Genomic DNA, 14,546 nt, shown 5'->3' on the forward strand with positions numbered 1-14,546 from the left:
CATGGGAGCAACTGACGAGATCATTTTGAAGATACCGGTAATCTGAATTGCTGACCTGAAGCGGAGTGATTCCGGCAGAAAAGACAACACCCGCCATACACTCCGGCGCGAACAATTGAATGACAGTATGGCAACAAATACAAACGTTTACATCATGACGCGGTTTGGGAAATATACCATCCCTTTAACCTATTACACTGCCCTGTTTTTATCTTACAAAAAAAAATGTCAAATGCACGTTAAAAAACTGATCTGCGCGGTATTGCTTTTTTCAGGTATTAGTATAGCCGGTAACGTTAGTGGCCAGGATGCCGGTAAAGCCAGGAATTATTTATATGAAGAATACAGGCAGAAAGGTGGTGATGCTGCTTTTAAGGATATTATTCAGTGGAGGGAACAACGATACAAATCTGTTACGGAGAAGATTGCTGCCCTGCCGGCGGCCAGCAAGGCGATATTGCTGAAGGAAGCGGACAAGGGATTATCGTTCGACTGGCCTTCATTACCGGCTACTTTATATCTTCAATACCGTGATAATGGTAACCGTGTAAATTTTGAAAATGCGCAGTTTGAACGCCGCAAAGTATTGGCAGCGTTAGTGGCCGGAGAACTGGTGGATGGAAAAGGAAAATACATGCCACAGATCGTAAACGGTTTATGGCTGATCCTGGAAGAAAGCACCTGGGTATTGCCTGCGCATATTGGCGCACAAAAGGCAGGCAGTGGTTTGCCCGATCCTGCGGAACCGGTGGTGGATCTTTTTGCCGGTGAAACTGCTGCTACACTCAGCTGGGCGCAGTTCCTGCTGCACGATCAGCTGGATAAATTTTCCCCAATCGTAAATAAACGGATTACCTATGAACTGCAACACCGCATTGTGGAACCTTACCTGAAGCGGACTGATTTCTGGTGGATGGGATGGGGCGGCCGCGCAGTGAATAACTGGAATATCTGGATCAATACCAATGTTTTACAAACTGCATTGCTGGGTATAAATGAAACGGATATACGAAATAAGGTAATAGAGAAAACGATCCGCAGCGCGGATAATTTTGTGAACGGATATCCTGATGATGGCGGCTGTGATGAAGGGCCCACTTACTGGGGACATGCAGGCGGTAAGCTCATCGAATTTATTGATCTGCTGAACAGCGCTTCTGCACACCGGTTGAGCTGGAGCAATAATGAACTGATTCACCGGATCGGCGCCTATATTTATAAAATGCATGTAGACAGCAGCCGGTTTGTGAATTTTGCAGATGCTTCTGCGAGCACCATTCCACCTTCACATACCGTGTATTTATACGGAACTGCTTTTCACGACCCGTTGCTGGTTAACTTCGCCGCTTACCTCTCAAGGCTGGAGAATCCCGACAGTAACAGGGTTAAAACGCCTTCCCTGGCTTTCTTTGTGTATAACGTGGAATATCGCAGTGCCTTGTTATCTGCCAAAGCAACAGCCCCTTATACCGCGGAAAACTGGCTCCCTGATTTGCAGGTATTGTCGCTCCGCTCTGAAGCCGGTGTTTCCAAAGGCTTATTCTTCGCTGCACAGGGCGGACATAATGCAGAAAGCCATAATCATAACGACGTTGGAAATTTTGTGCTGTACATGGATGGAAAGCCGGCCATTATTGATGTTGGCGTGGGTACCTATACAAAGCAAACATTTAGTGCCGACCGTTACAAATTATGGTTTATGCAATCGCAATGGCATAACTGCCCCACTATTAACGGTGTTCAACAGCAGGATGGCCGGAAGTTTCAGGCTACAGCTGTGCAGTACAGTCACAATAAGCTGAGTATGGATATTGCCGCTGCTTATCCGGAAACAGCAATGGTACAATCGTGGAAACGTACATTTACATTCAACCCTGCCAAAACTTCCCTGCAATTATCGGAGGCATACCAGTTAAAAGAATGGAAGGAGCCCTTCCTGCTGCATTTTATGACCTGTCTGCCTGCCGGCACCGGTACACCCGGAAGGATTGTATTAAAAGGCGGAACTGCGGACCTGTTACTAACCTACGATCCTTCCTTATTTGAAGTGGTAACGGAGCAGCAGGAGATAAAAGATAGCCGCTTGTCACCGGTATGGGGCGACCACGTAACACGAATCAGCCTGAAGGCCCGGAGCCAGGCACTAACCGGTAAACACTCGGTGGCGTTTGTGATGCGCCGTAAATAGGTACCCATACCATCCTGTAAAAGACATTTTTTAAAATAAATGCTTGATTTTTGCAAACGTTTGCATTACTTTAGAGCTTTCGCCTGAAGCCATGTAATGGAACCGCTTTTTTAACTTTATAAAGGAAAGCCACATTGGAAAGCAGAAACTTTATCAGAATAGTGTCACTGGCAGGGCTTGCCGGAGCTATGAGCCCCGCGCAATCCATTACAACAGCGGTAAAGGGCCAAACAGTGGGCAATCCTCCTGGGGCCGGGCAAATAATGAATCAGTATTCTCAATAGATAAAAACATTCAAACATCATATGAGCACCACGTTCGAATCAAGATATGCCAGCAGTCCGGCTGAAGTAAAGCAAATGGATACGGCACAACTCCGGCAGGCATTTTTAATGGAGAAAATTTTTGATGCCGACCACATTGCCTGGACGCATACACATTACGACCGGTACCTGACCGGCGGCGCAATGCCCGTGAAAGGGCCGGTGGTACTGGAAACGATTGATCTGCTGAAAGCAGCCTATTTCCTGGAGAGAAGGGAACTGGGTATGATCAATGTTGGAGGCGATGGCATAGTGGAAGTGGACGGGGAGAAATTTGAACTGGCGTATAAAGAAGCGTTATACATCGGCAAAGGAAAACAACAGGTGATCTTCTCCAGTAAAAACGCACAAACACCCGCCAAATTCTACCTGAATTCCACTCCTGCTCATCATAGCTTCCCCACCCGCAAAGTGTCTAAAAAAGAAGCAGAAGTGGTAACACTGGGTGCGCTTGAAACTTCCAATCACCGCACTATCAATAAACTGCTGGTAAACAGTGTGCTGGAAACCTGCCAGCTGCAGATGGGCATGACAGAGCTGCAACCAGGCAGCGTGTGGAACACCATGCCGGCGCATACGCACGACAGGAGAATGGAGGTGTATTTTTATTTTGAAGTGCCGGAAGGGCAGTCCGTATGCCACTTTATGGGACAGCCGCAGGAAAGCCGCCATATCTGGATGCAGAATGAACAGGCAGTTATTTCCCCGCCCTGGTCTATTCACTCCGGCGCCGGTACCAGTAACTATACTTTTATATGGGGTATGGCCGGTGAAAACCTCGACTATAGTGATATGGATCATTGCAAGATCACTGAACTACGTTAATGAACTGATAATAGCTGCTATCATGATGATGAAAAAAATTATCGCAGGAAGCTTGCTGAGCTTGTCTTTCCTGCATGCCGGCTTACCGGTGCATGCTACGGAACCTGTTACCGGGCAGCATGCCACGGTTTTCACTGATGCCTACACTGCTGCCGCGGTAAGGGCGCAAATGGAAAAAGTGGCTTCCTGGCAATGGCGCCATATTACTGCTAATGGCTGGAACCATGCGCCTACCGACTGGACCAACGGCGCCATGTATGCAGGCATGATGTCGCTGGCGCAGGTAACATCCAATCCCTTCTTTATTGACCGCCTGGTACAGGTAGGAAAAGATAATGACTGGAACACAGGACCGGACCGTTTTTTCGCAGATGAATACTGTGTGGGACAGCTATACTCACAATTAAACAGTGTGTATAAAGATCCGGTAATGATCGACAAATTCCGTAAGCTGGCAGATAGCATTGTGGCAGCGCCGCATACAGAATCTCTCGAATGGAAAGATGGTATTCATCATCGTGAATGGGCCTGGTGTGATGCGTTGTTCATGGGGCCTCCGGCGCTGGCTTATTTAAGCACCGCCACCGGGGATTCGCGTTATCTGGAAACCGCGGACAAGCTGTGGTGGAAAACAACTGACTACCTGTATAATAAGCAGGATAGCCTTTATTACCGCGATGGCAGTTATATCGGCAAAAAAGAAAAGAATGGCACCAACGTATACTGGAGTCGTGGTAACGGCTGGGTAATGGGCGGCCTGGTGCGTATGCTGGATAATATGCCGGCCGGTTACGCCGGAAAGACGCGTTTCCAGGACCTGTATAAACAAATGGCTTACCGCATAGCCGCCCTGCAAACTGCAGACGGTACCTGGCATGCCAGTTTACTGGACCCGGACAGCTATCCGGCAAAGGAAACAAGCGGCACCGGTTTCTACGTATATGCGTTGATGTGGGGAGTGAACAATGGTCTTTTATCAGAGAAACAATTTTTACCGATAATACAGAAAGGATGGGAAGCACTTACCGGTTGCGTACAGCCAAATGGTAAACTGGGCTTTGTCCAGGAAATAGGCGCTGCACCCGGAAAAGCTACCGCTAACGATACGGAAGTATATGGCGTAGGTGCGTTCCTGTTAGCCGGTTCTGAACTGATTAAATATGACCTCCGGAAAAATGCAGCTGCCCACCTGGTCATCTCCAATAACACCGGTATCAACAGGATAGAAGAGGTTACAGAAATTCCTTATCCCGCTTTCAGCGCGAAATTATCCAAACAAACGTTGAAAGGTTTTAAAGTAGTGGATATTGTGAGCGGACAGGAAATTCCTTATCAGGTGATTTATGAAGGTGGTAAATCAGCAAAGAAGATATTATTACAGGTAACGCTGCCCGCTGCAGCAAGTTTGTATGCCGCAGTGGCAGAAGGTGCCCCGGCGCCGGTAAAGGCGAAAGCGTATGGTCGTTATGTACCTGAGCGCAAAGATGATTACGCCTGGGAAAATGACCGCATGGCCTACCGCATGTATGGCAAGGCGCTTGAACTGGTACCGAAAGAAATGGCCTATGGTATTGATGTATGGGCGAAGCGCACCACCGATATGGTGATCGACACCTGGTATAAACTGGATAACTATCACCATGACAACGGGCAGGGATTGGACTATTACAGCGTGGGCTTAACACTTGGTGCAGGTGATACAGCGCCCTCCGGACAGGATACCATCTATTTCCCAAAAAACTACCGGCAGTCGAAAACCCTTGATAATGGTCCGTTGCGCACCACTTTTTCCCTGACCTACGATACCTGGCAGGCGGGCAATACGGCCGTTACTGTTACCAAAACCATTTCCCTGGATGCAGGTTCCCAACTCAATAAAATGCAGGTGCAATACAACTTTAAGGGAAATGACATCCCCGTGGTAACCGGTATTGTAAAACGCAAAGAGCCGGGTACCGTATTGCTGGATGAGAAAACCGGCGTAATGGGCTACTGGGAGCCCGTTCATGGCGACGATGGCACCTTGGGTATAGGCTGTGTTTTTGCCCGGGAAGTACCGGGAATGAAAACAGATCGCGTACATTTGCTAAGCCCCGGAACAGCAGGGAGCCAGCAGCCATACGAATACTATTTCGGGGCGGCTTGGAACAAAGGCGGAAGAATCACTTCCGCTGAAGAGTGGTTCAGCTACCTGGAAACATTCGCCAAAAAAATTAAGCAACCCTTACAGGTAACGATTCAATAACTTTTCCGGCAGGCCACCAGTGGTGTGCCGGAAAACTCCAACTTATTCATCATGGACTTATTTCAGTTAAAAGGAAAAACTGCGCTGGTTACTGGCTGCAAACGTGGTATAGGAAAGGCGATGGCGGTGGCACTGGCTTCCGCAGGTGCCGATATTATCGGGGTGTCAGCCTCCCTGGAGCTGAGTGGCAGCGAAGTGGAAAAAGAGGTAAAGGCATTGGGCCGTAGTTTTAAGGCTTATCAATCCGACTTTTCCAACCGGACCAGCCTCTATGCATTTATTAAGCAACTGGAACAGGATGTTCCTGTAATAGATATCCTGGTGAATAACGCAGGCACTATTCTCCGTAAGCCCGCTGCAGAACACCCGGACGAGTACTGGGACGAAGTGATTAACATCAACCTGAACGCCCAATTTATCCTGACCCGTGAAATCGGGAAAGGAATGATTGCCCGTGGGAGCGGAAAAGTTATCTTTACAGCATCTTTGCTCACCTTCCAGGGCGGTATCAATGTGCCGGGATATGCAGCCAGTAAAGGAGCCGTAGGATCACTGGTAAAGGCATTTGCCAATGAATGGGCTTCCAAAGGAGTGAATGTGAATGCAATTGCCCCGGGATATATTGCCACGGATAATACCGCGGCACTGAGGGCAGATCAGCAACGCAGCAGCGCTATACTGGACCGTATTCCAGCCGGCAGATGGGGGGAACCGGAGGATTTTGCCGGACCAACAATATTCCTTGCCTCAAAAGCGGCTGATTATGTACATGGTACTATCCTTACAGTGGATGGTGGCTGGATGGGAAGATAACAGAACACTTACAGCTAATAGCCTCTATACATGAGCAAACGTACCGAAAAAACAATTGTAGATATTGCAGAAGAACTGAAACTCTCAGTATCTACTGTTTCACGCGCACTGAATGATAATCCTAACATCAGCGCACGTACGAAAGATAAGGTGAAGAAGATGGCCCGTAAACTGGGTTATCGTCCTAATGCCCTGGCCGCCGGTTTGCGCAACAACAAAAGCAAAACCATCGGGCTTATTGTTCCGCGTATCTCCATGTTCTTTCCTGCCGCTATCAGTACGATCATTCAAAATAAACTGCAGGAACATGGATATAACCTGATCATCTGCCAATCCAATGATTCCTACGAACAGGAAATAGCACTGGTAAATACGCTGTATTCCGCACGGGTAGACGGATTGGTGGTATCCACTACGTTATATACCACCGACTTTTCCCATTTCGATATATTCAAGGACAACAACATTCCGCTGATATTTTTTGACAGGGTCCCCAAAGATTACAATGTAAAAGTGATTAAGGGAGATGATTACGTAGGAGGTTACACCGCCACTACCCACCTGATAGAAAAAGGTTGTAAAGATATTGTTCATATTTCCGGGCCGCTAAGCTGTAACCTGTATGTGGAAAGAGTAGCAGGGTACAAGAACGCCTTACAGGAGTTTAAGCTGCCGTTTAAAAAAACGCGCGTATTTTATCACGAGCTCACGCGCGATAACGCCTGGCAAACGTGTGAAAAAATATTCTCGCAACCACCATTTCCGGATGGCGTATTTGCATCTAACGATACTACTGCTATTACCATCATGGAGTATTGCCGTAAGATCAATGTAAGGGTGCCGGAAGACCTGAAAATAGTAGGGTATTCCAATGATCCCCGGACAGAAATTGTTACGCCGCCTGTTACCAGTGTAGACCAGTATCCGGCTATGATGGGAGAAAGGGTGGTGGCTGCCCTCATGGAACTGATTAATACCGCCCCTTCCAGCGTACCACGTTATTCACAGGAAATAATACCTATTCAACTGATAGCCCGCGAGTCTTCTGCCGGTACAGCCAAGAGTAGCGGAAAAAAGAAATGATCATACTCTAATCACGTTATTATGAAAAAGAACCTGTTCTTTACGGTACTGTTATTGCCTGCATTTTTGATGCAATCGTATGCACAAGCAGGTAAAGCAGATAAAGCCTTACTGGCAAAGGCAGATGCCACATTGCAATTTGCCGCCAGGCAGTATAAGCTGATGATGAAGCATGTGCCCGACAGCTTGTTACCCCGTAGCACCAGCAAAGACGGCAGTTTGATGACGTCTAACTCCAGCTGGTGGACCTCCGGTTTTTATCCCGGTACCAACTGGTATCTTTTTGAATACACGAAAGATCCGGCCTTTAAGAATGAAGCCCTGAAAAGAATGGCGCTTGTACAAAAAGAACAGTACAATACCCACACACATGACCTGGGCTTTATGATGTATTGTCCTTTTGGAAATGCCCTGCGCATCACAAAAGACACCGCTTACAAAGCTATCCTGCTTACCAGTGCAAAGTCACTATCCACGCGGTTTAATCCAACTGTAGGTTGTATCAAATCATGGGATCACGGCACCTGGAAATTCCCGGTGATCATTGATAATATGATGAACCTCGAACTGCTGAACTGGGCCACCCGCGAAAGCGGTGATAAACAATTTGCAGACATTGCACGCATACACGCCAACACCACCATGAAAAATCATTTCCGTCCGGATTACAGCTCTTACCACGTAGTGGATTATGATCCTGCTACCGGCGCCGTAAATGAACGTAAAACGCACCAGGGGCTGGCAGACAGCTCTGCCTGGTCGCGCGGACAGGCATGGGGGCTCTATGGTTACACCCTGATGTACCGCGATACAAAGGACAAAGTTTACCTGGAACAGGCACGTCATATTGCAGAGTTTATCCTGAACAACCCGCATATGCCGGCCGACCTGGTGCCTTACTGGGACTATGATGCACCGGATATTCCCAACGCACTGCGTGATGTATCTGCTGCATCAGTAGCCGCATCTGCACTGCTGGAACTGAGCCGCTACACAGGCAAAGCCGATGGTAAACGTTACTGGAACGCCGCAGAAAAAATGCTGACAAGCCTTTGTAGCCCGGCATACCTGGCGAAGGAAGGAGAGAACAATGATTTCATACTGATGCATAGCGTAGGCCACCTGCCTAATAAATCGGAAGTAGATGTACCGCTCACCTACGCCGATTATTATTTTGTAGAAGCATTGCTGCGGTATAAACAATGGGCGAAATAACGCCGTAAATTTATTTGCATGGACAGACGCTTTTTTATCAAGGCTATTCCTATGGCAGGAGTGGCCAGCACCATAGGCACAGAAAAAGGACTGCTGAAAGCAATGGCTGCTGAAAAGCCTGCGACCGGCGACAGGGAGTATAATGTGGATCTGATGATTCGTATATGCCGCCCCGTTATAGAGCAGCTGAGCAAAGGAAAACTGAAGACTACCATGCCTACCGAAGTGGCGCCCAGCTATGGAAAGCCGGTGGATAAAGTAACCTATCTCGAAGCATTTGGCAGAACCCTCGCCGGTATTGCGCCCTGGCTGGAACTGGGGGAAGATAATACAATGGAAGGCAGCAAACGTATTGAGATGTTGGAGATGACCCGTAAAGCTATAGCAATGGCGGTAGATCCTGCCTCTCCGGACTATATGAACTTTACCGGCAAGTTTGATGCGCAACCATTGGTAGATGGCGCTTTCCTCGCGCATGGATTACTACGCGCCCCCAAACACGTTTGGGGCAGGTTGTCTCCCAAAACACAACAACAGGTTATAGATGGCCTGATCAGCTTACGCAGCATTAAAGCATTTACCAATAACTGGGTGTTGTTCTCCGCTATCATTGAAGCCATGCTGCTGAAATTCGGCGCCGACTGGGACCGCAAACCAATAGACCTGGCCGTACAAAAAATGATGGAGTGGTACAAGGGCGATAGCATGTATGGTGATGGTGCGCATTTTCATTACGACTATTACAACTCCTTTGTAATTCATCCCATGCTGGTAGATGTACTAAAGGTGATGGCTGAAAAAGAAGAAAGCAGCAAAGCCAATTATGAACTGGCATTAAAACGGATGCAACGCTATGCTGCTATTCTTGAAAAACAGGTATCTCCTGAAGGGACTTTCCCGGTAGTGGGTCGCTCGATGCCCTACCGCAACGCGGCCTTCCAGGCATTGGCGCAAATTGCATTAGAAGAGAAATTACCAGAAGATATATCCCCTGCACAGGTAAGGTGCGCACTAACGGCAGTGAATAAACGAATATTTGAAACGCCCGGTACCTTTGATAAAAAAGGCTGGCTGCAGATTGGTTTCTGCGGGCATCAGCCGGAAATTGCAGATGTTTATACCTCTACCGGTAGCCTGTACTTATGTAGCACCGGCTTCCTGGCATTGGGGTTGCCTGCTTCAAACCCTTTTTGGTCGGCGCCTGCGCAACCATGGACATCAAAGAAAGCATATGCCGGGGCTCCTGTAAAAAAGGATCACGCTATTGATTATTAATGACATTTCTTCTTAAAGAAAAACAGCGGCAGAGAATATTTTTCTGCCGCTGTTTTTCTTTAAGAAGAAATTATAAGTCAGGAAGAGGTGGAAACAATGGAACTGGTTTCTTTCCATCAGGAGTTAGCCACTTCTCATATACCAGCCGTACCGGTTCATAATCTTTCGACACCAGGAACTGTTGCATACGATGGTTGTTGGCCAGTGTATATCTTACTATTCTGCGGATACCCATCTCTACGTATATCCGTTCCAGTTCCTCATTCATCATCCTGTAAATACCCTGCCGGCGGAATTCATTGGCCACATAGCCATCAGATACATACAGGGTGTTACCGGTGTAATCTTCAATCCGGCTTTCATCCGGTTCTTCCAGGTAGGCAAAGATGAAGCCTGCCGGTTCATCATCAGCATATGCCAGCAGGCAGGTACCATCGCAGGTTTCCTGCATTTCCATTACATGCTGCATGTAGTTTGAAGCAATGCTTTCCCAGGCGGCTGTTTTCAGAAAGAATGTTTTTTCCGAGAGATGCAGCTGCTCCATCATGCTGTTGATAAGATCATAGTGATCTCTTATCTGTATGGACCGGATGGTGATCATTTTCGTATATACGGTGGCGTTATTCGGGTTTAACCGGGCTGCCTGTCCAGCTGGTACCCGGTTGTAATTTTTCTCCTTTCATTAACAACGAGAGGGGGGCAATGTTTACATCATCGCCTATCTCACTGTCGTACAGGATGATAGATCTTGCGCCAATGCTGCTTCTGCGGCCTATTTTAATGGGTCCTATCTTCATTACCCGGTCTTCAAACAGGTGCGTCTGCGGACCGCTGTCTTCATTCAATACGCTGTCAGTGCCTATTTCCACCATATCAAACTCTGTAATATCTGCGGTATTCAGCAATACGCGGCGGCCTGTTTTTACACCCAGTAAGCGGAGTATTACCGGCAGCCAGGGCGTTCCTTTCAGGTATTCCAGCAGGAACGGAATAGAGAGGGCTTCGTAAGTAGAAGTAATGGCTTCGCTGCGCCATACATTGGAAGTCCACATAGGACTTTGCAAAGCCTTGTATTTGCCGACAAGGATCCATTTGAGCAATACCGTGAAAAGGAATGCGGGCAGCCCCAGGAAAAAGAGATAATAGAAGGGGAACTGCAGCAGGATCATCCACCAGGCTTCATCTGTTACGAGGTCGTGGGCATAGGCGATGAACAGGATACTGCAGCAGATCACCACTGTTTCGGGGATCAGGATACGTATAAACTCCACCGTAGCCCTGGCCAGTTTGCGTTGTGGTGATGGGTGAGTGGTGAGTTCCGGCGGAAAGAAATGACTTTCCTGGCGGCGTGGCAGCGCAATGGCCGGCGATCCAAACCAGTCGCGCGCAGTACTTGCTGCCAGCTGTTCTTTGGATGGCGGCGTGGATAGCACACCTATCAGCATATTCTCCGGTAATTCATATCCCTGCGGTATCAGGGCGCTGTTGCCTACAAAGCTGGTGTTATGGATAATTGTTTTTTCCAGTATCAGTTGTTGTCCGCGTACATCGGATTCGCCGAGAGTTACTGCATCCGCAATAAAGGCGCCGTCGCCGATTTCCAGCAAAGGATGGGTAACGCTGCTGGCGGTAGATACTTCTGTATTGCGGCCTATTTTAGCACCCAGTGCGCGGAATAACGAAGAAATATATACCGTGGCAAAAATTGGATGGATCACAATCAATGATAACGACATCAGCTGATCGGCAAACCATTTACGGGCATAAAACGCACTGTAAATAGGGTAGGTACCCGGCTTAATGCCCCATTGCAGTAAACGGGTGAGCAATACTGTCTGCCCGGTAAATAAAATAATATAACTCAATGCCAGTGCCGGTGTGATCACCATATAATTGAAGTTATAATCCGGCGCTGCATTATCCATCTGGTTGAGGGTAATGATCGTAGGCAATAACGGCAATAACACCGTGAATGGAAATACCAGCAGGAACAGGGAAAAGATAGCACTGTATTTTCTGCGGGTAGCTTTTGATACGGGCAATGGTTGCGGCAGCTCACTGATACTTTTAGTTACTTTTAACACTGCCGGACTACCCTGCCATACTTCGCCTGATTTCACGGTACTGTTGGCGGGCAAAAAGCTGAGGTCCTGTAACTCGCTCCAGGCTTCCATTACCGTATCACCGCCAATAACGGCACTGCTGCCTATGTACGCATGATCGCCAAGATGTACGGTGCGGAGTTTCAGCAGGCCATCTTCCACGAAAGCATTGTTAATCACTGCCTGTGAACTGATACTTACATCACTGCCAATGGTAACAAGATCTTCCGCACCAATAGTCACCGCGCCGAGTTGCGCATCCGGCGCTATTTTCACACCCAGCATCCGGAGATAAGCAGGGTATAGCGGTGTGCCATTAAGGAACTGTGAAGGCATGAGACGCTGGATTGTTTTTACCAGCCACCAACGGAAATAATAAGTACCCCATAAAGGATAATCTCCTGCTTTCATTTTTCCGATGACCAGCCATTTGGTGCTGATAATAAGAATAGAAAAGAGAGGAGGCAGCAGGCAAAACATGATGAGCGCAGTAAGAATAGCATATCCCAGGTGGCTGGTATCCTGTTCTACATAATAATATCCGAGGTAGGGAAGGAATATCTGCATGGCAAATAATCCGAAGATCACCAGTACAGCAATGGTTTGCGCTATCCAGCAACTGAGGTGACGCCACCACGGCACTTTATTAAAAACACGATGCGGCTTTTGGGCCGACTGTGGTTGTGCGGCCCATACATTTACCAGTTCCTGCAGGGGGCGATGTATATAAATATCTTTGAGAGATGCATTCGGCACATTGGCTTCCCGGCGCAGTCGTGATACAAAAGCAGCTGCCAGCAATGAGTGTCCGCCAAGGTCTGTGAAAAAGTCCTGCTGAAGATCGATTGTCCTGTCCGGAAATACCTTTGCCAGGATAGCGCTGATCCTGTCGGCAACGGGTGCATCCGGATCGATGGCTTCATGGGTGGTTACCTGTGTAAAGGCAGCTGGCAGTGGCAGTGCCTTGCGGTTTATTTTACCGCTGGGCAGGCGGGGCATATCTTCCAGCGCTACAATGGTGCCAGGCACCATATAGGGTGGTAATGTTTTGGCAAGTGTTGCGCGGAGGGAGGATTCATCGAAAGGAGAATGATCTTCCTGTACAATATAACCCACCAGCTGGTCCTGGTCGTTGCTGTCTTTTTTTACAGCTACTGCCGCTGCGGCGATGCCGGCAATGGCATGGAGCTGGTTTTCAATTTCTCCCAGTTCGATCCTGTACCCGCGTAGTTTGATCTGATCATCGAGGCGGCCCTGGAAGTCGATGCTGCCATCCGGTAAAATGATGGCCGCATCACCGGTGCGGTACAGGCGGTTGCCGGGCAACTCCGTCATGGAAGATGGTTTATCCACAAATTTTTCCCGGGTTAGCTCCGGGCGGTCGATGTATCCGGCGCCTACTCCGGGTCCTGAAATAACGAGTTCCCCGCGTTCGCCTACCGGCAGGATATCTAGTTTTTCATCTACCACGGCCATGTTGTAATTGGGCAGTGGCTGGCCGATGGTGATATAATCTCCCGGCCTTAGTGCGGCGAAAGTAGCGCTGACCGTTGTTTCCGTAGGGCCGTAACTGTTATAGAAGTGACGGGGAGGCGCTGCCCACCTGGATAACACCTGTGGTGTACATGCTTCGCCACCGGCGTTGATGAGGCGCAGTGTGGGGATGTTATCATCCATAATGGCGAGCAGGCTGGGAACGGCGTGTAGTACGGTAATTTTCTCCCGGCGCAATACGTCGCCCAGTTCATCAATGGCCTTCGCGGTAGTAGCGTCGGCCACCCAGAGGGTAGCGCCGGCGAAGTAACTAAGCCAGGTTTCTTCACACCACATGTCAAAGGATACGGAGAAGCCCTGGTACACTTTATCGGTGGCGCGGATATTTAAAACGGTTTGTTCTGCCCTGATGAGGTGGCAGATCTGCCGGTGACTGATCGGAATACCTTTGGGTTTGCCGGTACTGCCGGAAGTGTATAATACGTAGGCAAAGTTTTCGGGTTGTGGTCCGGCATGAAGGGTGAATACTTCGGTGCTGTCGGGTACCGGGGGGATGGATAATACCGGGGCTTCCAGCTGGAGAGGCACTTCGCTGAAGCAGGCGGCAGCCTTTACTTCTGTAAGTACGCCTTCCACTCTTTCCGCGGGCATTTCCCGGTCGAGCGGAACATAAGCTGCACCGGCTTTTATGATACCCAGTATTGCGGCGTGCAGTTCCAGGCTGCGCGGCCACCAGATGCCTACTACACTGCCGGGCCCTATTCCTTTGGATTGCAGGAATGCGGCGATGGCATCGCTCCAGTGATCCAGCTGTTGATAAGTAAGCGTTTGTTGCTGGAATATCAGTGCAGTGTGATGGGCGTGTTCCTGCACTGTTTGTGAAAAGATATCTGCCAGCGTTTCATGGTGAAGCAGCTCTGGCTGTTGGGGCCCTTTAACTATACTGTAAACATTCATAAGTTCGCGTTCCCGTAGGTACTTTG

At 48.6% G+C, this 14,546-nt stretch carries 9 protein-coding genes; 7 read left to right on the forward strand and 2 right to left on the reverse strand.

What is annotated here, in order from left to right; all coding sequences use genetic code 11:
* Positions 1-232 precede the first annotated feature (232 nt).
* From PV783_RS07925 to PV783_RS07955, 7 genes are all read left to right on the forward strand, one after another.
* Positions 233-2,188 carry a heparinase II/III domain-containing protein gene (locus PV783_RS07925; protein ID WP_420987621.1) on the forward strand — a complete coding sequence of 652 codons (1,956 nt, stop codon included), beginning with the start codon at positions 233-235 and terminating at the stop codon, positions 2,186-2,188.
* A gap of 305 nt (positions 2,189-2,493) precedes the next feature.
* Positions 2,494-3,336 carry a 5-dehydro-4-deoxy-D-glucuronate isomerase gene (gene kduI / locus PV783_RS07930; RefSeq protein WP_111576653.1) on the forward strand — a complete coding sequence of 281 codons (843 nt, stop codon included), beginning with the start codon at positions 2,494-2,496 and terminating at the stop codon, positions 3,334-3,336.
* On the forward strand, positions 3,299-5,581 hold the full coding sequence (locus tag PV783_RS07935) for a DUF4861 family protein (protein ID WP_420987622.1): 2,283 nt from the start codon (positions 3,299-3,301) through the stop codon (positions 5,579-5,581). Before kduI ends, PV783_RS07935 begins: the two co-directional genes overlap by 38 nt.
* Before the next feature lie 51 nt (positions 5,582-5,632).
* Complete coding sequence (locus PV783_RS07940; RefSeq protein ID WP_414649786.1) at positions 5,633-6,394, forward strand: SDR family oxidoreductase; 762 nt, start codon at positions 5,633-5,635, stop codon at positions 6,392-6,394.
* A gap of 30 nt (positions 6,395-6,424) precedes the next feature.
* Positions 6,425-7,477, forward strand: a complete 1,053-nt coding sequence (locus PV783_RS07945) for a LacI family DNA-binding transcriptional regulator (protein ID WP_420987623.1) — start codon at positions 6,425-6,427, stop codon at positions 7,475-7,477.
* 21 nt (positions 7,478-7,498) lie between these two features.
* Entirely contained in the window at positions 7,499-8,692 is a 1,194-nt protein-coding gene (locus tag PV783_RS07950; RefSeq protein WP_420987624.1) for a glucuronyl hydrolase, read from the forward strand.
* 18 nt (positions 8,693-8,710) lie between these two features.
* Positions 8,711-9,967, forward strand: coding sequence for a DUF2264 domain-containing protein (locus tag PV783_RS07955; RefSeq protein WP_420987625.1), 1,257 nt, complete (start codon positions 8,711-8,713; stop codon positions 9,965-9,967).
* A gap of 70 nt (positions 9,968-10,037) precedes the next feature.
* Here PV783_RS07955 and PV783_RS07960 read toward each other — a convergent pair whose 3' ends face one another.
* Both PV783_RS07960 and PV783_RS07965 read right to left on the reverse strand, forming a co-directional pair.
* Positions 10,038-10,568 carry a GNAT family N-acetyltransferase gene (locus PV783_RS07960; RefSeq protein WP_420987626.1) on the reverse strand — a complete coding sequence of 177 codons (531 nt, stop codon included), beginning with the start codon at positions 10,566-10,568 and terminating at the stop codon, positions 10,038-10,040.
* Between the two features lie 19 nt (positions 10,569-10,587).
* Entirely contained in the window at positions 10,588-14,520 is a 3,933-nt protein-coding gene (locus PV783_RS07965) for a Pls/PosA family non-ribosomal peptide synthetase (protein WP_420987627.1), read from the reverse strand.
* Positions 14,521-14,546: the final 26 nt, after the last annotated feature.

Origin of the sequence: Chitinophaga sp. CC14 (assembly GCF_048957795.1) — a bacterium.
GTDB lineage: Bacteria > Bacteroidota > Bacteroidia > Chitinophagales > Chitinophagaceae > Chitinophaga > Chitinophaga ginsengisegetis.

Bases quoted from the DNA above. Each gene is read 5' to 3' on its own strand.
- PV783_RS07925 (WP_420987621.1), top strand. From the start codon at position 233: ATGCACGTTAAAAAACTGATCTGCGCGGTATTGCTTTTTTCAGGTATT.
- kduI (WP_111576653.1), top strand. From the start codon at position 2,494: ATGAGCACCACGTTCGAATCAAGATATGCCAGCAGTCCGGCTGAAGTA.
- PV783_RS07940 (WP_414649786.1), top strand. From the start codon at position 5,633: ATGGACTTATTTCAGTTAAAAGGAAAAACTGCGCTGGTTACTGGCTGC.
- PV783_RS07945 (WP_420987623.1), top strand. From the start codon at position 6,425: ATGAGCAAACGTACCGAAAAAACAATTGTAGATATTGCAGAAGAACTG.
- PV783_RS07950 (WP_420987624.1), top strand. From the start codon at position 7,499: ATGAAAAAGAACCTGTTCTTTACGGTACTGTTATTGCCTGCATTTTTG.
- PV783_RS07955 (WP_420987625.1), top strand. From the start codon at position 8,711: ATGGACAGACGCTTTTTTATCAAGGCTATTCCTATGGCAGGAGTGGCC.
- PV783_RS07960 (WP_420987626.1), bottom strand. From the start codon at position 10,568: ATGATCACCATCCGGTCCATACAGATAAGAGATCACTATGATCTTATC.
- PV783_RS07965 (WP_420987627.1), bottom strand. From the start codon at position 14,520: ATGAATGTTTACAGTATAGTTAAAGGGCCCCAACAGCCAGAGCTGCTT.